Origin of the sequence: Frankia tisae (assembly GCF_025403405.1) — a bacterium.
Taxonomy (GTDB): domain Bacteria; phylum Actinomycetota; class Actinomycetes; order Frankiales; family Frankiaceae; genus Frankia; species Frankia tisai.
Genome location: NZ_JANEZT010000100.1, coordinates 1 through 18203 on the forward strand (window position 1 = coordinate 1; position 18203 = coordinate 18203).

The following is an 18203-nucleotide window of genomic DNA, read 5'->3' on the forward strand; positions in this document are numbered from 1 at the left end:
ATCGCAGTCCACCGCCGTGTTCGTGGCGATCCGCGGGGTCACCGGCATGACCGTGACCGCGACCGCGGTGGCGATCACCGTCGCCTGGTCCTGGCGCGTCGCCCGGCTGGAGGGCCTGCGCGGCCCCAGCCCCCGCCCCAGCCTGGCCTGACCCACTCGGCCCGGCCGGGTGGCGGTCCAGCCGGGCGATCCGGGGGCGGCCAGGTCCGGCGGATCAGTAGCGGCGGTTGGTGTTGCCCTGGTCGACGGGGAGGACGACGCCGCTGATCCAGCGGGCCTCGTCGCTGGACAGGAACACCACGGCCGAGGAGATGTCCTCGGGGTCGAGCCACGGCCGGCCCATCGGCATCGACGCGGCGAAACCCTCCTTGCAGTCGTCCACCGTCGGGTTCGGCAGGTCCGGGCGGAACAGGTGGAACTGCTGGGTGTTGGCGGTGACCATCGGGGTGTCCACGGTGCCCGGCGCGATGACGTTCACCCGGATCTGGCGGTGCGCCACCTCGTTGGCCAGCGACATCGCCATCCCGATCACGCCGTTCTTCGAGGTGACGTAGTCCGACAGGTTCGGCACCCGGTTGAGCGCCGCGCCCGAGCTGATCACGATGATCGAGCCGCCCTTACGCCCGGCGAGCAGGTGCGGGACGGACGCGGCGAGGGTGTGGAAGACGCCGGTGAGGTTGATCCCGATCACGTCGTCCCACTGCTGCGGCGGGATCTCCCACAGCCGGCGTGCGGGTGGGGAGATCCCGGCACTCGCCACGACGATGTCCAGGCCACCGAGTTCGCGCACGCCGGTGGCGAGCAGATCCTCGATCGCCGCCCGGTCGCGCACGTCGCCGACGCGGGCGATGATCCGCCGGCCGGTCTTCTCGACGAGGCCGACGGTCTCGGCGAGCTCGTCGGCGGTGCCCAGCGGGTAGCCCATTGTCTCGACATCGGCGGCCCGGTCGATGCCGATGATGTCGGCGCCCTCGCGGGCGAGCGCGATCGCGTGGGAGCGGCCCTGCCCGCGGGCGATCCCGGTGATGAAGGCGACCTTGCCGGCGAGTCGTCCCGTGCCCGCGAGTGGTCCCGTGCCGGTGGGCGCCGTCATCGCGCCACTTCCGTCGAGGCCGTCTCCGCGCGTCCCATCGTCATGATGTCCTCCCGCTTGCGTCGTCGCCGGGCCGCCCGTGTCGCACGTCACCCTCGTATAGTCATATCGTTTATCTATTCATCCGTCACCTGAAGGAGCCCCGGCGGTGGAAGAGCCCAAGTTCGTCCGGGTCGAGATCGCTGACCGCATCGCCACGGTCACCCTCGCCCGCCCCCCGCGCAACGCGCTGAGCGCGCCCATGATGCGCGAGATCGGGCAGGTGTTCACCGAGCTCGGCCGGGGGAACGAGGCCGCCGTCGCGATCCTCGCCTCCGACTTCGAGCGCATCTTCTGCGCCGGCGCCGACATCACCGAGTCGGATCGCCGTTACAACCGCCGTGAGCTGCTGCCCGAGGAGAGCCTGACCGACCTCATCGATCCCGGCTCCGTCGTGCGCGGCTGCCTCGCCGGCATCCGGGACGGCGGCCTGCCGGTCGTCGCGGCGGTCAACGGCGCGTGCGTCGGCGCCGGGGCCGCCCTGGTTGGCTGCTGCGACCTGGTGGTCCTCGCCGAGGAGGCGTTCTTCTCCCTGCCCGAGATCGACGTGGGCGTGCTCGGCGGCACCCGGCACGTGCAGCGGCTCGTCGGCCCGATGAAGACCCGCGAGATGGCGCTCACGGGCCGGCGCGTGCCCGCCGCCGAGTTCTACCGGCTCGGCGCCGCCGCCGCGCTGGTGCCCCGTGCGGAACTGGCCGCCACGGCGCGCGCCTTGGCCGCGGAGGTCGCGGCGAAGAGCCCGCTGGCGCTGCGGCTGTCCAAGGAATCGATGAACCGGGTCGAGGACCTGCCCCTCGATGAGGGCTACCGGCTGGAACAGGACTACACCGCGCGGGTCAGCCGGCTCGACGACGCCGGGGAGGCGCGCCGCGCCTACCTGGACAAGCGCGAGCCGCACTGGACCTGGCGCTGACACGCTGACGCTGTATCACCGGGCGGCGCCGCAGCAACTCGGCGGCGCCGCCCGGCGCCCGGCGCCCAGCGCCCGGCGCTCGGTCAGGCGACGTGCCAGCCGGTGTCGGCGGCGATCTTCGCGGCGTTGACGAGCACAGCGGCGTCCGAGCACAGCCAGACGACCACCTCGGCGATCTCCTCGGGGCGGCTGAGCCGGCGGATCGGCTGGGCCAGTTCCATCGCCCGCATCTGCTCCGGCGTCAGGTACTGGCGGGCCCGCTCGACGATGCCGGTCTCGACGTTGCCGGGCGCGACCGCGTTGACCCGGATGTTGCGCCGGGCGTACTGCAGGGCGGCGGCCGTGGTCAGGCCCACCACGCCGTGCTTGCTGGCCGTGTACCCGATGTCGGCGACGTTGCCCTTGTACGTCGACTCCGAGGCCACGTTGACGATGGCCCCGCCGCCGCGCTCCAGCATCCGCGGGATCTCGTACTTCAGGCAGAGGAAGACGCTGGTCAGGTTGGTGCGCAGGATCCGCTCCCAGAGCTGTTCGGGGTAGCTGACGACCGGGTCCTGGGACTCGACGATGCCGGCGTTGTTGTGGGCGTAGTCCAGCCCGCCGTAGGTGGCGACCGTGACGTCGACCATGTCCCGCACCGCGTCCGGCTGGCCGACATCGGCGTGGACGAACGTCGCCTGCCCACCCGCCGCCCGGATCAGCTCGACCGTCTCCGGCCCCGTGTCCGGATTGATGTCGGCGACGACCACGGCCGCGCCGCATTCGGCGAACCGCCGGGCCGAGGCCCGTCCCATCCCGTAACCGCCGCCGGTGACCAGGGCGACCTTACCGACCATGTCGATGCGCACCGTTGCCGTCAACAGAGGTCTCCTTCATGCGATGGTCAGGAACGGCCCAGGGCTCGCGACGGGTCGAAGTCCAGCTCGGGCAGCGGGGCGCCGGTGATCGCGGCCGGGTCGAGGTCGTCGGCGAGCGGGGGGAACGACGGGGGGCGCTTCGCGAGGAAGCTGTCGATGCCCTCGCGGAAGTCCGGGCCGACGGCGGCGGCGGCCATTGCCCGGTAGGTGCGGCCGAGCGCCGCGTCGAGCTCGCCGGTGCTGTCGGTGCGGAGCTGGTGGCGGATCAGCGCCAGCGACACCGGTGAGCAGTTCGCCGCGATGTCCGCGGCGTAGGCGCGCGCGGCGGGCAGGAGCTGCGCGGGGTCCACCACCCGGGTGACGACGCCGAGCTCGCGGGCCTCGTCGGCGTCGAACACCCGGCCCGACAGCAGCAGGTCCGCGGCCCGCTCCTGGCCGATGAGGCGGGGCAGCAGCCAGGTGATGCCGAACTCGCCGGCCAGGCCCCGGCGGGCGAAGGCGGTGGTGAGGCGCGCGCCGCGGGCGGCGAAGCGCACGTCGCACAGCAGCGCCTGCACCAGGCCCATGCCCGCGCAGGCTCCGTTGATCGCCGCAATCATCGGCTTGCGCACCGACCAGGCCCGCACCGGCGAGCGGCGGCCGGTGGTGTCCATCGGCTTGCCCGCGATCTGCCCGAGCCGGCCGGTGTCGACCCCCGGGCAGAACGTCGTTCCCGCGCCGGTGACGATCAGCGCGCGGATCGCCGGGTCGCGGTCGGCCTGCGTGAGGACGTCGAAGTAGCGGTTCTCCATCTCGGGGTTCCAGCCGTTGCGCCGCTCCGGCCGGTTCAGCGTCACCACCCCGACGCCGTCGTCGCCCACGTCGAGGAGCACCGGCCCATCGGCCACCACCGGCCGGTCCGCCGCCTCGCCCGCGGTCGTCGTCGATTCCGTCGTCACGGCTGCCTCCCACCTCTGCTTTCGCGCGAGGGCCAGCATTTCCCGTCGACGGGCGCAGTGTCGAGCGATGCGCCAAATTCACTAGATTCTTTAGCGACCGAGGTTCCCCTGGGCTCCCCTGGGCCGCCTACGATCGCGCGATGACCAGCCATCCGCCGGCGGGACACCCGACCGGCCCGCCCGCGCTGGTGGGCGAGATGCACGAGTGCGCCGACTGCGGTTTCTCCTACCCGGCGCGCACCGTGGAGGGGGTCCTGGCGGAGATCGCGACGCTGTCGACGCGGGTGGCGCAGGCCGTCACCGCCACCGGCCCCGGCCTGCTGCGCCAACGGCCCACGCCCAGCACGTGGTCCGTGCTCGAATACGCCTGCCACCTGCGGGACGTCCTCGCGACCTCCACCATCCGCCTGTACCGGGCCCGCGCCGAGGCTCGGCCCGTCGTCGAGCCGATGCTCAACGACCTGCGCGCCCGCCGGTTCCGCTACAACGAGCTCGACCCGGCCGCGGTGCTGGCCGAGCTCGCCGCCAACGCGTGGGGCCTGCTCGACGAGGCCCGCCGGGTCGCGCCGCGAGACTGGGAACGGACGGTGGTGCGCCTACCCGACGAGGAACGCACCGCCCGCTGGCTGCTCCGCAACGCGCTGCACGAGGGGATTCACCACCTGGCCGACATCCGGCGAACCGCCGCCGCGCTCACCGCCGCCGAAGGCGGGTCAGCAACGGCGTAGCCCATCGACGGCGACGTCCAGGGCCGCTTCCAGATGGGTGGTGCTGCCGGTGGACAGCAGCATGAGCACGCCGCCCTGCATGCCGACGATCAACGCTGCGGCCTGCCGCTCGGCCGTCAGCAGCGGGGAGATCTCGCCGGCCCGCCGCATCGCGCGGATGCCGCTGGCGATCTCCGCCTGCCACCGGTTCATCAGCTCCCCGACGACCGCCTGAGCGCCGGGGGTGCTGCGCCCGAGCTGCGACACCAGCACCCTCAGCGGGCAGTGCCGCCCCTGCTCGCGGTAGCGGGCGACGACCTTGTCCCGCCACACGAGCCACGCCGGCCAGGAGGTGAGGTCGCCGAGCTGGGGCTGCTGGTCGGCGAGGACACGGTCGGCTTCGAACCGGGCCACGGCCAGCAGCAGGTCCTCCTTACCGGTCGGGAAGTATGGGCCGCGCGCGACCTTTAGCGTTCAAGCAACCACCACCGGAAGGACCCCCATGTCGACCACATCGCTGGCTGGACGCAGCGCTCTCGTCACCGGCTCGACCGACGGCATCGGCGCCGCGATCGCGGCCGAGCTCGCCGCGGCCGGCGCCCACGTGGTGGTCAGCGGGCGCGACGCCGGGCGCGGCGCCGAGGTCACCCGTGCGATCGGCGCGGCCGGCGGGCGGGCCTCGTTCGTCCCCGCCGACCTCTCCGCCGGCGCCACCGCCGTGCGGGCGCTGGCCGATGCCGCCAACGCCGCCGTCGGCGGTGTGCCGGACATCCTGGTCAACAATGCGGCGATGATCATCTCGCCGGCGCCCACGGCGGAGGTGGACGAGGCGTTCATCAACGCCGCGCTCGCCATCAACGTCACGGCGACGTTCCTGCTCACCGGTGTCGTCGCACCCGCCATGGCGGCGCGCGGCAGCGGCGCCGTCATCAACATCGGCTCCATCAACGGCCTGATCGGGATGGGCGGGTCGGCCCTGTACAGCGCGACGAAGGCGGCCGTGCACTCGCTGACGAAGTCGTGGGCCGACGAGTACGGCCCGGCAGGCGTCCGGGTGAACACCATCGCCCCCGGTCCCACTCTCACCCGCCGCGTCGAGCAGTACGCCGACCACCTCGCGCCGCTGACCGCACGGATTCCGTCGCGGCGGTTCAGTAAGCCCGCGGAGATCGGCCGAGCGGTCGTGTTCCTCGCCGGCGACGACGCCGCCAACATTCACGGAGCCACGCTGAGCGTCGACGGCGGTTGGTCAGCCATCTGACGACGTGAACCGCTGGGGTTCGGGTCCGCCGGCCCCGCCACGATGAGGTCGGACCCGAGAAGGAGAAAGCCTCCGCGGCGGAGAAAATCCACGGAGGCTTTGTGATGCCGCGGGTCACGGCTGGAAGTCGGCCTTGACGAGGCCACCCGGACTTCTCAGGCGGAGCGGAACGACCCCGCGTCGGCGTGCTCGCGAGACGCCCCACCGCGACGCTGCGCCGGAACGCCGACGGAAGCCGGAACGTCCTCGTCGCGGGCGAGGATCGCCACCATCTCCTGGCGGGCGGACGGCGAGAGCTCGGGGTCGGAAAGCAGCATCGCCAGTTCGCGGCGCTGGGCCCGGGCGGCGCGATGGGAGGTGAGCGTCGTCAGCAGGGAGGAAGCAACGGAATTCTGGGTACGCATGAAGAACTCCTTGAAGTTATTGCGCCGGGAGGGCGGGCCACTGTCGCCCTCCGGTATCCATTGTGCACTCACCCCACCACTTTCGACAGCACTGTCGACGTGATCCGGACCGCAATCGACATCGCCGTCCAGCCGATATGACCCAGCCCACAGTAATGGCGCTCACATTCGCCGCGATTCGTAACGCCGATCACACCCATTAAGGCAGGGGCAATGAATCCGCGTCGCGCGGGTCACAATTCCCGCTTCGACACGGCGGCATACCGACGCGGCGGGGCGGCATCGGTGGCCCACAACCGGCAGCGTCCATGGGCCCACGGCCGCGCCGACGGCCAGATTCGTGCACTGCTCCCACGGACGCTCCTACAGACGTGCCACCGGCCCGTCCGTGCGCCTCCTACCGTGATGGCGAAAGCCGGTCGCACCATGGATGCCCGGGATGCGCGAGGGTGAGCGCGTCGGCGAGCCATCGGCGCTGCGTTGCGGTGAGGACCGGCAGTGCCGCTACCAGGTCAAGCTCGTCCTTCGGCCGCGGTGACGCCGCCTTGTAGAGCAGCTGCACCTCGGGGGCGAGATGGGGGATGCCGTCCGAGGTGACGTTTCCCAGCGTCGCGATCGGACGCCGGACCCGAGGATCGCGCCGGCATTCCCACTGACCGCCCCGGGCCTCCTCCAGCATCACCTGGATCCGCCACGGCCGAGCCGGCCCGGGTCGGCACCAGATGTCGTGCACGCCGAACGGTAACAGTTCTCCTGGCCGCCACCGGCGCAGCACCCCGGGCGGGTCCGCCGCCCACCATTCCCAACCGGCCAGGACCCACTGTACGGCCAGTTGATCGCGGCGAAGGACCGCAACATCGATGTCGTCGTGCGCACGAAAGCACCGCCCGACCGCACAGGCGATCGCGTATCCACCCGCGACCCACCACGGCCCGGCGAGATCCGCGAACAGCGCGGCCACCTCACCCGGCTCCGCGGGCGCCCACCGCCCGTACCGACTGTCGGCCACCATCCGCCGATTGTCGCCCGCCTCCCATACCCTCCACCCGCAACGCCCGATTTCGCACCGTTCGTGTCGACAACGAGGCGTTCCGATGCCGGGTCAGGTATTCGTGACGAGCACCGGGAGCGGAAACAATGTCATGATCGGTACCAGAATCGCATAACTTCTCAAAATAAGGTAACTGTTTGCAACGCGAGGTACGGTCCGCGTCGAGGACATCGTCACGGATCGGCTCCGGCATCGTCGTGGCCGGAAAGTCCTCGCGACGATCTCCTGTTCAGCGCGGGAAGCACCCGACGGCGACTCACAGGTCAGCACCGCGCAGGAGAACGGACGCCCGTTCCCGGCGCCCATCGTGCCGGCTCTCGCCGGACCCCCGTGCGCGTACCCACCCGTTCCGTGCGGCGGGAGCGGAGCCCCGAGCCCGTCCGCGACGACCACATCCACCTGGACGGTCGATCCCGGCGACCTGACCAACATCCCCCACACCATCTCCTCGCCGCCTCACGCGGGTTGGACCGGCGGAACCCTGTTCATCCCTACTCCGTAGGCCACCCTCGTAGTGGCCGCGTGGCCGGCCCGGTCGATCAGGTCGACGGCGTGCTCAGCCGCGTCCGCGCGGGACTCGCCGACACGCAGGCGTGCAGGTATCAACCAGTGACGCTTGCATCGTTATCAGCCGAGATCTCCCTGTGATTTCGTGCTAACGTCCAATACGCCATGGTTCGTCAATCCTTGATGGCATGACGGAGGCGGGCTCTCCCGCCGTGGCCCTGCCCGCAGGCATCGCTGTCCGAGGAGGTCGTCCCGTGCGCGAGGCCGGTGCGATGACGGAGTTCGACCACAGCGCGGGCAGCCTCTGTCTGGACTTCGTCGCTACCGTGCGCGACTGGCCCGAGCGGCGCATCGAGCTGCTCGGCACTCCGGCGGAGCTCACCGGCTGGTTCGAGGCGGAGGGCCTGCCCGCCGCGGCCGGCGGCCTCACCGAGCAGGACCTGCTCGACGCACGCGCTTTACGGGCCGCGGTCAACGACACGACCCGGAGCCTGATCGCCGGCGCTCCGCCCGCCACCGAGGACATCCGACTGATCAATACGATCGGTCGGCATCCCACGCCGGTGTTCCTGCTCGGCCCGGGTGGCCGGACGCGGGCCGCGGTCGCCGAACCCGACGCTGCCGCCGCGCTGTCCGTCATCGCCCGCGACGCGATCAACCTGCTCGCCGGCCCGGATCTCGGCCGGATCCGGGCCTGCGACAGCGACGGCTGCGCGACGCTGTTCTACGATCGTTCCCCGTCCGGGCGGCGGCGTTGGTGTTCGATGCGCCGCTGCGGCGAGAAGGCCGCCGCGGCGAACTACCGCCGGCGAGTCGCCACCCGTTCCCGGCCCTGAGCCCGCCACTGTGCCCACCACTGCGCTCGCCCGCTCCGGGCCCCCCGCGACATCCTGGAGGTTCCCTATGGCCACGCCGCCGGCAGATGGCTTCCACCAGCGGCTGCACCGGGTGACGCCCGCCGGGCTGTCTGTCCAGACCACACAGACCGCCGGGATGAGCCGCGTCGAGGCGCTGTCCGGCAAGACGGTCGGCTCCGTCGACCTGTGGATGGGCCAGACCCACGTCGCCGCGGCGACGAAGTCCGCGGACCATCATCATGGCCGGTCCGAGACCGGCATCTACGTCGTCTCCGGCCATCCCAGCTTCGTGTTCCTGGAGCACGAGGAGGAGATCCGCCTCGACACGAGCCCCGGCGACTACATCTACGTGCCGCCGTGGGTGCCGCACCGCGAGGAGAATCCGGACCCCGACGAGGAGGCGATCGTCGTCATCGCCCGGACCACCCAGGAGGCGATCGTCGTCAACCTTCCCGACCTGCGCTGGGTCGGCCCCGTCGCCACTGGCAATATCGGCCCGGCCAACCGGGACTGGCACACCTACTGACCCGGCGCTCACCTCACCCGGCGCCGTCCTCTCCCTGACCATAGTTACCCACAACTACTCCAAGCGCACGCCGCAAAGAGATACAAGGGTCGATCCGTGCCAGCCCGCATGACGGTCAGCAGATGCTGGAGGTTAATCCCGGTTCGCCTGCCCGCAACCGTCATCAGCCTCCAGCACCTGCCGACGCAACCGCTAGGAATTGGTAGGACTGCCGAACGTCGGATCAAGCGGGATCAACGCTTGGTTTCTGGTGGCTGCCTCGACGGTCCCTGGGACAGGGACCTGTCTGGCTTGCCGTTCACCGGGGGGGGCGCCTCGCCTGCGGCGGATCGGCGGCGGACGCGGGGCCGGGGAACGGCGGCTCCGCCACGGGCTTGGCCCGGCCGCGGCGGATCACCGCGATCTGCGTGAGCAGGCGTTGACGCGCCTCGTCGGCGACCAGGCCGAACAGGTCGAACGACACCACGCCGCCCAGCAGTCCGGGCCGGGGGCAGTCCTCCACGCGAACCGGGATCAGTCGGCGGGCGAAACCGGTCGGGTCCGCCCGGTACGCCCCCTCCCATTCGGCCTGCCCGTAGACCGAACGCAGGTAGGCGCGGGACAGCACCGCCAGGGTGCGGGCGGAGCTGCGAATGCCCTCGTCCATGTGGGACATCCAGTGGCTGCCGGGGACGAAGTCCCAGGCCTGCACCAGCACTGTGTACCCCGCGACCTCGAGGTGCCAGGCGATCCACTCCGCCCAGGTCCGGTCGGCGGCGGTGTAGGAGATGAAGAAGTCCCATCGCGCTGCGGATCCGGTCGAATCCTCGTCCACCTCGTCCACACCGGACGACCGCTCACCGCCGCGCCCAGGCACACCCACCACCGCATCTTGCCACGACAAGTCACCAACCCGGGACGCTGGCGCAGGCGCGACCGGCCCGACGCGACAGGGAACTCCGCGGCTGCGGCTGCGCCGCGTCGGCACCACAGCTCATGTGACGCCACGACAACGATTGCGTGTCAGTTGGGCGAAACGCCACCACCTGGACGCTCGGCCCCGATTTCCTGTGACAATGGCGGCCCACCCGGGCCGTATGGACGGGGGCGGACACGATGACGGCGAAACAGTTCCAGGGCGCGGTACTCGCCGCGGTGGCCGGCTCATGGCGGCGGATCTCGCTGCTCGTGGCAGGGTTGCTCACCCTCGTCGTCGCGCAGCCGGGAGTGGCGCGGGCCGCGGACACCGTCCAGTTCGCCGGCGACGCCAGTCGGGGCAACGGCGTCGCCGTACCGTTCGAGGGGTTCACCGACCGGCGCGGCGGGCCCGTCCCGATCGGCGGCGCGGTCGGCGTCGACCTGGTCCTCGGCTCGACCGCCCGGCCCTACCTGCCCTGCCAGCACTACGACCCGCTCGCCCGGACCGGGGACACCTTCGTCAACGCCTGCCAGGAGCGGGGCAGCTACGCCACCTACACCCGGTTCCCGGCCGGCGGCGGGCTGGTCTTCCCTAACGGCTACTTCATGGGCAACGCCCAGCCCGATCTGGTCCGTGGCGGCGGCCTGCCGACCGGCTGGGGGTCGCGCACCTCGGGGCTGTCGTTCGAGTTCTACCCGGAGCTGCGCCGCGACGGCGACTACGTCCATTCCCGCTTCTACATCGACCGCTTCACCCATCGCGCCAACGGCTGGGCCTACTCCACCGCCGTGGGCCGGATCGCGCTGACCACGCTCGCCGACCCGGGCACCGCCCGCCTCGGTGGCCGGATGACGGTCGGCGGGCGGGCACCCTCCCCGGGCCGGGCGAAGGTTGTGATCTTCGGCGGAGAGGCCCGTTCGTCGACGGGCTATCCGATCTCCTCGTTCGCCGTCCAGACCGGCAGCGGGGCGCCCACCTGGATCTCCAGCCCGCTCTACGCCGGAGACCAGCGGATCACCGTCACCGACACCGCGACCCACCGCAGTTGCGTCCTGGACCGCCACGGTGTGCGCGGGCCGAACAACGTCGTCGACTTCGACCTGGCCGCCCCGGGCTTCGGCCACCCGGACAGCGTCTGCACCGGCTGACCGCCCCGGCCCGAGCCGGCGGGCGCCCCGAGGCCCGACCCGCCGCCGGGCGCAATTCGCCAGGTCATCGGCAACGACCGCAGGCCATTCACCACCACGGAGTGCGGAGGAACTCGACCTCCTCGTACGGCACGGCGAGCGCAAACCCCGGAAACCAGCGCAGCAGCGCCGGCAGGCCGACGCACAGCTCCATCCGGGCCAACAATCCCGGCGATCTTGGTGTTCCGCGGAACCGCACCATGCGCCCCGGCCCCGGCTCCGGCGGCGTGCTGATGGGCCCGCACGATCGTCGAGTCCACGCTGACGGTCCATTCCACGTCACCGACCGCGTCGTTCTTGACCACGACATGGTCGGGGATCCGTTCCCAGGTGCCGTCCAACGGCCAGCGACGAAACCCGTTGCACACTCTCCGCCACTCCTCGTAGCGGGACGACATGTCCGGCCAGGGCGCTCCGGTCCGTTCCCGCCAGAGAATCCCGTTGATCGCCGGACGGTGGCCCGCCCACCGGCCACCACGACCACCCATCCTGGGCAGCAGCGGCTCAATGCGCGCCCACACCCGGTCCGTGACCTCACCTCGCCCGACCACGGAACGTAGACATTGCCGAGCCACCAACATCCACGAGAAACCGCCTAGATCCAGGTGGGCCGAAGGCGCAACTAAGGGTTGCGCATTGCCGTTGTGGGGCCTACCTTGATGTGCAACCGAACGTTGCAGAAGGTGGGACGGCATGGAGTACGGAAGCATCGAGCGTGAACTGCACGTCGACGCACCGCCCGAGGTCGTCTTCGAGGTACTGAGCGTCCCGGAGCACATCCGGGACTGGTGGAGCGCCGAGACCGAGTTCGAACCGGTCGCCGGCACGGCGAGCCGGCTCACGTGGACGGACAAGGACACCGGCCAGGCAAAGTCCACACCGTTCACCGTGGTCGAGGTCGACCCGCCGCGGCGCTTCTCGTTCCGCTGGACGTACGAGGACGAGGACGAGGCCACGGGCCCGGGCAACTCGCTGTTGGTGACCTTCGAGCTCATCCCGTCGGGGGAGGGGACCACAGTCCGATTCAGCGAGACCGGCTACCGCGAGCGGGGCTGGGAGGCGGCGGTGCTGGAGGCGCACTACAACGACCACCGGCAGGGCTGGGACTTCTACCTGCCGCGCCTGGCCGGGGCCGCGAACCGGCTGGCGACCACGTCATGAGCACCGTCGTCGACGACCACCTCTGGTCCGCGATCGGGGACCCGACCCGGCGGCGCATGCTCGACCTGCTGCTGGCCGAGGGGCCGGGGACGGCCACCACGCTCAGCGCGCACCTGCCGGTGACGCGCCAGGCGGTCACCAAGCATCTCGTCGTGCTCGACCGGGTGGGCCTCGTCCGTTCGACCCCGGCCGGACGGGAAAAGCGCTACCACGTGGACGAGGCGCAGCTGGCCCGCGCCGTCGCCCAACTGAACTCCGTCGGCGCGCTATGGAATGCCCGCCTGCGCCGCATCAAGAGCCTCGCCGAGGCGATCCAACAAGCCAGGAACAAGAGCAGGTAAGGGGAGATCGACATGGTGGACATCCTGCACCGAGTAGGTATTAAGGCGACGCCGGAGAAGGTCTACGAAGCGCTTACAACGGTCGACGGTCTGGCCGGATGGTGGACGAGCGACACCACCGGGGACGGCGACAGCACGCTCATCTTCCGCTTCGGCGAGGTCGGCGGGTTCGATATGAAGGTCCTCGACCGGCAGCCGGGCAAGCGTGTGCGGTGGGAGGTCATCGACGGGCCAGCCGAATGGATCGGGACCAGGGTGAGCTTTGACCTGACACAGGACGGTGAGTGGACGATCGTCCTGTTCGCGCACACCGGCTGGCGTGAGCCGGTTGAATTCATGAACCATTGCAGCACCAAGTGGGCGATCTTCCTGATGAGCCTCAAGGCCCTGGTCGAGACCGGGACAGGAGCCCCCCATCCGCACGACGTCCAGATCAGCAACTGGCACTGACACCGCCTACTCCCTCTCTCGGTCGCTCTCCGAGTCGGTCTTCGTCGACGCGCCGATCGAGCACTTCGAGGACATGGCCGGGCGGGTGCTGCTCTCGTTCGAGTTCGACGAGCCGATGCTGCCCTACGAGACCCCGCTCGGCGTCGCCTTACACTCCCCTGTCCGCGTTCCTGGTCGCGGAGGTGGTGTGCCGCCGCCGGGCCGACAGACCACGCCCGCCCTCGACTCATGCCCGTGCCCACCCGGTCACCTGAAGATCGGTCGATGCAGGCCCTGCCTATAAAGCGGTCGGCCCATAAAGCGGTCGGCCCAGATGCTGGAGGTTAATTGCGGTTCGCGGGCCCGCGAACCGTCATCAGGCTCCAGCAACTCCCGGCGCAACCCCTGGGGGCGGCAGGTTGTGGCGCATGGGAGGCAGGGATCCGCCCCCCACGTGGCGCGGTTCCGTGGGACACCAAGATCACCAAAACCACAACCACAACCACAACCGAGGTGCGAGGTGCGCGGAAAGCCATGATCGTCGAGGATCACGGAGCTCGCGCGCACCATTCTCTGATCATGACCAGATACGCGTCCTGGAACGAGTGAGTCCGAACCCCGGCTAGGTGCCCGTGGCGGGTCGTCACCGGGTGGCGTCGAAGGCGTCACGCAGTGGGCCTCATGTCGCCCCGGTCCCGGTCTCGGCCGCGTCGACATTGGCGTCGGCGTCCACGGGGTCGGCGTCCACGGGGTCGGTGTCCACGGGGTCGGTGTCGACGGGGTCGGCGTCGACGTACTGGCTGGCCTGGAGGGTGAACAGTTCGCGGTAGATGCCGGGGCGGGACATCAGCTCGGCGTGGTTGCCCTGGTCGGCGACGAGGCCGGCGTCGAGGACGTAGATGCGGTCGGCGGTGCGAACGCTGGCCAGGCGGTGGGTGATGAGCAGGACCGTGCGGTCGCGGCCCAGCTCGCGGATGAGGGTGAACAGGGTCTGTTCGGCGCGGGCGTCGAGAGCGGCGGACGGCTCGTCGGCGATGAGGAACGGGGCGTCCCGGTAGACCGCCCGCGCGCAGGCGATCCGCTGCCACTGGCCGCCGGAGAGGTCGTGGCCGGAGTTGTACTGGCGGGCCAGCGAGGTGTCGTAGCCGTGCGGAAGCTTCTCGATCACCTCGTCGGCCTCGGTGGCGCGGGCCGCGGGGATGACGCTGTCCGGGCCGTCCGTGGCGAGCCGGCCGATCCGGCCGACGGCGATGTTGAGCCGGGCCGACATCGGCCACTGCGTGTAGTCCTGCGGGATCACGGAGATGCTCTCCCGGACGCTGTCCGGGTCGACGCCGGCGAGGTCGACGCCGTCCCAGCTCACGGTCCCGGCGTCCGGCTCGTACAGGCCGGCGAGGATCTTCGCCAGGGTCGACTTGCCGCTGCCGTTCACCCCGACGAAGGCGACGACCTCGCCGCGGCGCAGCTCGACGGTGACGCCGCGCAGGGCCGGGGTGTCGGTGCGCGGGTAGGTGTAGGCGACGTTCTCGGCCCGGACGACCGCCGGCCGCGGCGGCGCCGCATGGTCGCGCGGCTCGGGCACCAGCCCGCTGGCCTGCGCGATCCAGGCGCGATACTCATCGAAGTAGAGGAAGTTCTCGTACGCGGTGTTGAGGGTGGTCAGCGCCGAGGCGAGTGCGCTGCGGCCGGTGCGGATCGCGAGCACCGCGGTGCCGCCGGCGGCCAGTGGCATCACCCCGGCGTTGAGCAACAGGATCAGCGTCCCGTAGACGACGCCGAGGGCGAGCCCGGACACCGCCTCCCCGGTCAGCCGGTACCGCGCCTGTCCGCGGCCCACGCGGACCTGCTCGGCCTCCTGCTCGCGGGCAAGGATCGTGTACTCGTCGAGCAGGAAACGACCGAGCCCGAACGAGCGGATCTCCGCGGCACACTCCCGCGCGGTCATGTGGTACCGGAGCATGTACTGGCGCCGGACCTGGCGCAGCCGGCCCAGCCAGGAGGCGTGGGCGAGCCGAGCCGAGCGCATCGACGCCCAGCCGTCCGGCAGGATCGACAGCACCAGCAGGGGCAGCAGCACCGGGTGCAGCACGCCCAGCACACCTCCCGCGGCGGCGATATGGACGGCGGACGTCAGCATCTCGATCGCGTTGTCGACGAGCTGGCGCCCGCTGGCGGCGCCCCGCTCCGCGGCGTCAAGGTCGTCGACGAAGCGCGGATCGTCGAAGGCCATGATCGACGTGCGGGTGGCCAGGTCGAGCAGCCGGACGTGGCAGACCCGGTCCACCCGGGGGCCCAGGCGGACCCGCACCAGGTTGGTCGCCGCCGCCAGGCCGCTGCGCAGCGTTCCGGCGGCGACGACGAGGACGAGGGCTGGCAGGGCGTCGTGCAGCCGCTGCGGCGTCGGGCCGTCGCGCAGCACGGCGGTCAGCACGCCGGCGACCGCGAGCAGGCCGGCCGCCTCGATCACGCCGGCGAGCACCCGCAGGACGACCATGACGACGAGGCCGCGCCGATCGGCCTCCCAGGCCAGCGACCAGGCGAGCCGCAACAGTCCGGGCAGCTGCCGGGCCATCGTTCGCATGCCGGTCTGCGCCATCGTCCGGTCGTGGCGCGCCCACGGCCGGACACCGTCGTCGTCCTCCTTGCCGTAAGTGAGGACCGAGTCCCGCCCGACGGCTGATGCCGGTGCCGATACCTGGGGTGGGGCAGGTGCCGGCGGCGCCTGCCGTTGTGCGGGCACGGTGCTGTCATCGGCTGGTGCGGGTTCCACAACGCCGAGCGTCGCGGTTCCGCTGCGCAACCACCTCCGCTTTTGAAGGGATCGGCGCGCTTGCGGGGGCCCGGCACGCTATCTGGTGCAGCCCCTCCCGAGTTTCTCTCCCGCCTTCTCCATCCTTCTCCCTGCATCCGCCGCCGGCGTACGGGCCGTCGCCCCGTCCCGCGGCCGTCCGAGCGGCTTGTGGCGGCTTGTGGCGGTCAGCCCGCGGATCGTGCCGCGCACGGGGGCCGAGCACCGCGCACGAGGGCTCGCAGCGGTGTTGCGCAGTGCGATGCGCACGATCCGCAGAGCGCAGACCGTGCAGAACGCACCGCAGCCGGGTGCCCAAACATCACACCCGGTCATCGAACACCGGAAAAGAACCAATGAGCGGCTGCGCCAGGCACTCGGTGGCCGTTACGTCGGGCTGGCCCGCATCTCAGGGCCGATACCCCGAACGGGCAACTGCCGATCTGGCGCATGCCTCTCGGTACGCTGCTCGACGAGGTCCTCACCGCGGGCTTCCGGCTCGAGCGGCTCGTGGAGCCGCGGCCCGTTCCGGAACTGGCCGAACGCGACCCCGCCGGTTGCGCAGGGCTCTGTCTCGAGGACGCCTTCGTGGCGGCCCGGTTCGGCCGGGCATGAACGACGGCACGGACCAGGAGTGGACGGCCCACGGGCATTCACCCGTGGATTTGCCGGTGGGAGAAGATGCAGGAGGATTGACCGGCGGCGACTTTCGGTCGCCCGCTCGGGACTGCCAGACCGCCACCATTGTGGAGGCCTGATGCCAGCTGGCTAGACTTCATCAGAGACAGCCGGTGTAATTGATTTACGCGCGGTTAACAATAGCAGGGATGGGGCCGGTTTGTCAACAGATGACGTTGAATCCGAGCAGGCGTACGTCTCCGCTCTCTACGATCGGCTCGACGGGCTTCGTCGGCGCACCGCGACCCGGCTGCGCGGTGTTCTCCGGCACTCCGAGAGCCTGCCGCGAGCCCGGTTCGAGCGGGATGCGGCCAGCGCCGACTGCACGGCCACGCTGGCCCGGATCACCGCCGCCGAGAACGGCCTGTGCTTCGGCCGGCTGGACTTCGACGGCGGCGAGCGGCGCTACGTCGGCCGGATGGGCATCTTCGACGAGGACGCGGACTACGAGCCCCTGCTGATCGACTGGCGGACCCCGGCCGCCCGGCCGTTCTACGCGGCGACCGGGGCGTCGCGCCTCGGCGTCCGCCGGCGCCGGCACATCACGACGCGGCGCCGCGAGGTGACCGGCCTCGACGACGACGTCTTCGAGTTCGCCGAGCTCGCCGAGCTCGGCGCCGCCGACGAGCTGGTCGGCGAGCCGGCGCTGTTCGCCACCCTCAACGCCGCACGCACCGGCCGGATGAGCGACATCGTCGAGACCATTCAGGCCGAGCAGGATCGGATCATCCGCTCGGACCAGCGTGGGATCCTCGTCGTCCAGGGCGGGCCGGGCACCGGTAAGACCGTGGTCGCGCTGCACCGCGCCGCCTACCTGCTCTACACCCACCGCGACCGGCTCGCCCGCAGCGGCGTGCTGGTCGTCGGGCCGCACCCGACATTCCTGCGTTACATCGAGAACGTGCTGCCGTCGCTGGGTGAGACCAGCGTGGTCAGCGCGACGGTCGAGGCGCTCTACCCGGCGGCGACGGCGGACCGGTCCGACGAGCCGGCGCTGGCCGAACTCAAGGGTCGGGCGGTGCTGGCCGACGTCCTGGCCGCGGCGGTCCGCGACAGGCAGCGGCTGCCCCGCGGGCAGACGTTGGAGATCCACACCGAGGAGCGCCTGCTGATGCTCGAGCGCAGCACCTGCGCCCGGGCCCGCGCGCTGGCCCGGGAGTCCGGCGAGCTGCACAACCAGGCCAGGGCCATCTTCGTGCGGGCCGTGATCGAGGCGCTGGCCCGTCAGGTCGCCGACGGCTACGCCGCCGAGACGATCACCGCGCAGGTGCTGGAGGCAGACCCGGAGGCGCTCGACCTGCTGGCTCCGGCCGGCTTCGGCGGCACCAGCCTGCTCGACGACGACGACCTCGCCCAGCTGCGCCGGGAGCTGCGCGCCGATCCGGCCGTGCGGACGGCGCTGGACGAGCTGTGGCCGGTGTTGAGCCCCGAGCAGCTCGTCGCCGAGCTGTACGCGGACCCCGGCACCCTCGCGTCGGCGGCACCGGAGCTGACCGCCGCCGAACGGCGCCTGCTGCACCGGCCGCTGGCGGAGGACCGCGCCAACCCGGACGACGCCTGGCTACGCG

Annotated in this window: 19 protein-coding genes and 1 pseudogene; 11 read left to right on the forward strand and 9 right to left on the reverse strand. The window is 71.2% G+C overall.

Features of this window, described 5'->3' with window-relative positions; all coding sequences use genetic code 11:
* Positions 1 to 214: 214 nt before the first annotated feature.
* Complete coding sequence (locus NBZ85_RS12130; RefSeq protein ID WP_261555125.1) at positions 215 to 1093, reverse strand: mycofactocin-coupled SDR family oxidoreductase; 879 nt, start codon at positions 1091 to 1093, stop codon at positions 215 to 217.
* Positions 1094 to 1241: 148 nt separating this feature from the next.
* Between NBZ85_RS12130 and NBZ85_RS12135 the strand changes: the two genes are divergently transcribed.
* Positions 1242 to 2045, forward strand: coding sequence for an enoyl-CoA hydratase-related protein (locus tag NBZ85_RS12135; RefSeq protein ID WP_261555124.1), 804 nt, complete (start codon positions 1242 to 1244; stop codon positions 2043 to 2045).
* 83 nt (positions 2046 to 2128) lie between these two features.
* On the opposite strand, the gene NBZ85_RS12140 is transcribed toward NBZ85_RS12135, so the two are convergent.
* Both NBZ85_RS12140 and NBZ85_RS12145 read right to left on the reverse strand, forming a co-directional pair.
* Positions 2129 to 2905, reverse strand: a complete 777-nt coding sequence (locus NBZ85_RS12140) for an SDR family NAD(P)-dependent oxidoreductase (RefSeq protein WP_261555122.1) — start codon at positions 2903 to 2905, stop codon at positions 2129 to 2131.
* Positions 2906 to 2928: 23 nt separating this feature from the next.
* A complete protein-coding gene (locus NBZ85_RS12145; protein WP_261555113.1) occupies positions 2929 to 3840 on the reverse strand; it encodes an enoyl-CoA hydratase-related protein in 912 nt (303 codons plus the stop codon).
* Between the two features lie 140 nt (positions 3841 to 3980).
* On the opposite strand from NBZ85_RS12145, the gene NBZ85_RS12150 reads away from it, so the two are divergent.
* The gene (locus NBZ85_RS12150; RefSeq protein WP_261561954.1) at positions 3981 to 4568 is read left to right on the forward strand and encodes a DinB family protein; all 588 of its coding nucleotides are present in this window, start codon (positions 3981 to 3983) and stop codon (positions 4566 to 4568) included.
* Here NBZ85_RS12150 and NBZ85_RS12155 read toward each other — a convergent pair.
* Entirely contained in the window at positions 4554 to 4961 is a 408-nt protein-coding gene (locus tag NBZ85_RS12155) for a TetR family transcriptional regulator C-terminal domain-containing protein (RefSeq protein ID WP_261555109.1), read from the reverse strand. The two genes, NBZ85_RS12150 and NBZ85_RS12155, sit on opposite strands and share 15 nt — an antisense overlap.
* A gap of 88 nt (positions 4962 to 5049) precedes the next feature.
* On the opposite strand from NBZ85_RS12155, the gene NBZ85_RS12160 reads away from it, so the two are divergent.
* A complete protein-coding gene (locus NBZ85_RS12160; protein WP_261555107.1) occupies positions 5050 to 5808 on the forward strand; it encodes an SDR family NAD(P)-dependent oxidoreductase in 759 nt (252 codons plus the stop codon).
* Positions 5809 to 5963: 155 nt separating this feature from the next.
* On the opposite strand, the gene NBZ85_RS12165 is transcribed toward NBZ85_RS12160, so the two are convergent.
* The gene (locus NBZ85_RS12165) at positions 5964 to 6212 is read right to left on the reverse strand and encodes a hypothetical protein (protein ID WP_261555105.1); all 249 of its coding nucleotides are present in this window, start codon (positions 6210 to 6212) and stop codon (positions 5964 to 5966) included.
* 397 nt (positions 6213 to 6609) lie between these two features.
* Positions 6610 to 7224, reverse strand: coding sequence for a nucleotidyltransferase domain-containing protein (locus NBZ85_RS12170; RefSeq protein ID WP_261555103.1), 615 nt, complete (start codon positions 7222 to 7224; stop codon positions 6610 to 6612).
* 800 nt (positions 7225 to 8024) lie between these two features.
* Between NBZ85_RS12170 and NBZ85_RS12175 the strand changes: the two genes are divergently transcribed.
* On the forward strand, positions 8025 to 8606 hold the full coding sequence (locus tag NBZ85_RS12175) for a CGNR zinc finger domain-containing protein (protein ID WP_261555101.1): 582 nt from the start codon (positions 8025 to 8027) through the stop codon (positions 8604 to 8606).
* A 67-nt stretch (positions 8607 to 8673) separates the two neighbouring features.
* Entirely contained in the window at positions 8674 to 9153 is a 480-nt protein-coding gene (locus tag NBZ85_RS12180) for a cupin domain-containing protein (RefSeq protein ID WP_261555099.1), read from the forward strand.
* Between the two features lie 298 nt (positions 9154 to 9451).
* Here NBZ85_RS12180 and NBZ85_RS12185 read toward each other — a convergent pair whose 3' ends face one another.
* Positions 9452 to 10015, reverse strand: a complete 564-nt coding sequence (locus tag NBZ85_RS12185) for a toll/interleukin-1 receptor domain-containing protein (protein WP_261561955.1) — start codon at positions 10013 to 10015, stop codon at positions 9452 to 9454.
* 233 nt (positions 10016 to 10248) lie between these two features.
* Between NBZ85_RS12185 and NBZ85_RS12190 the strand changes: the two genes are divergently transcribed.
* A complete protein-coding gene (locus tag NBZ85_RS12190) occupies positions 10249 to 11199 on the forward strand; it encodes a hypothetical protein (RefSeq protein ID WP_261555092.1) in 951 nt (316 codons plus the stop codon).
* 368 nt (positions 11200 to 11567) lie between these two features.
* Here NBZ85_RS12190 and NBZ85_RS34030 read toward each other — a convergent pair.
* A pseudogene (locus tag NBZ85_RS34030) lies at positions 11568 to 12017 on the reverse strand (transposase); the annotation flags it as partial.
* Between NBZ85_RS34030 and NBZ85_RS12195 the strand changes: the two are divergent.
* The 3 genes from NBZ85_RS12195 to NBZ85_RS12205 are packed head-to-tail and all read left to right on the forward strand — an operon-like array spanning position 11932 to position 13190.
* Positions 11932 to 12399 (forward strand): SRPBCC domain-containing protein, encoded by a 468-nt coding sequence (locus NBZ85_RS12195; RefSeq protein ID WP_261555090.1) that lies wholly within the window; start codon positions 11932 to 11934, stop codon positions 12397 to 12399. The pseudogene NBZ85_RS34030 and the gene NBZ85_RS12195 overlap by 86 nt on opposite strands.
* Positions 12396 to 12740 (forward strand): ArsR/SmtB family transcription factor, encoded by a 345-nt coding sequence (locus NBZ85_RS12200; RefSeq protein WP_261555089.1) that lies wholly within the window; start codon positions 12396 to 12398, stop codon positions 12738 to 12740. Before NBZ85_RS12195 ends, NBZ85_RS12200 begins: the two co-directional genes overlap by 4 nt.
* A 12-nt stretch (positions 12741 to 12752) precedes the next feature.
* Positions 12753 to 13190, forward strand: a complete 438-nt coding sequence (locus NBZ85_RS12205) for an SRPBCC family protein (protein WP_261555083.1) — start codon at positions 12753 to 12755, stop codon at positions 13188 to 13190.
* A 658-nt stretch (positions 13191 to 13848) separates the two neighbouring features.
* Here the strand turns inward: NBZ85_RS12205 and NBZ85_RS12210 are convergent.
* Complete coding sequence (locus NBZ85_RS12210; RefSeq protein WP_261561956.1) at positions 13849 to 15765, reverse strand: ABC transporter ATP-binding protein; 1917 nt, start codon at positions 15763 to 15765, stop codon at positions 13849 to 13851.
* A 642-nt stretch (positions 15766 to 16407) separates the two neighbouring features.
* On the opposite strand from NBZ85_RS12210, the gene NBZ85_RS12215 reads away from it, so the two are divergent.
* Positions 16408 to 16572: a hypothetical protein gene (locus tag NBZ85_RS12215; RefSeq protein ID WP_261555081.1), complete on the forward strand. Its 165-nt coding sequence runs from the start codon at positions 16408 to 16410 to the stop codon at positions 16570 to 16572.
* A 223-nt stretch (positions 16573 to 16795) separates the two neighbouring features.
* Positions 16796 to 18203: HelD family protein (locus NBZ85_RS12220; protein ID WP_261561957.1), on the forward strand; the 1408-nt coding region annotated here is incomplete at its 3' end.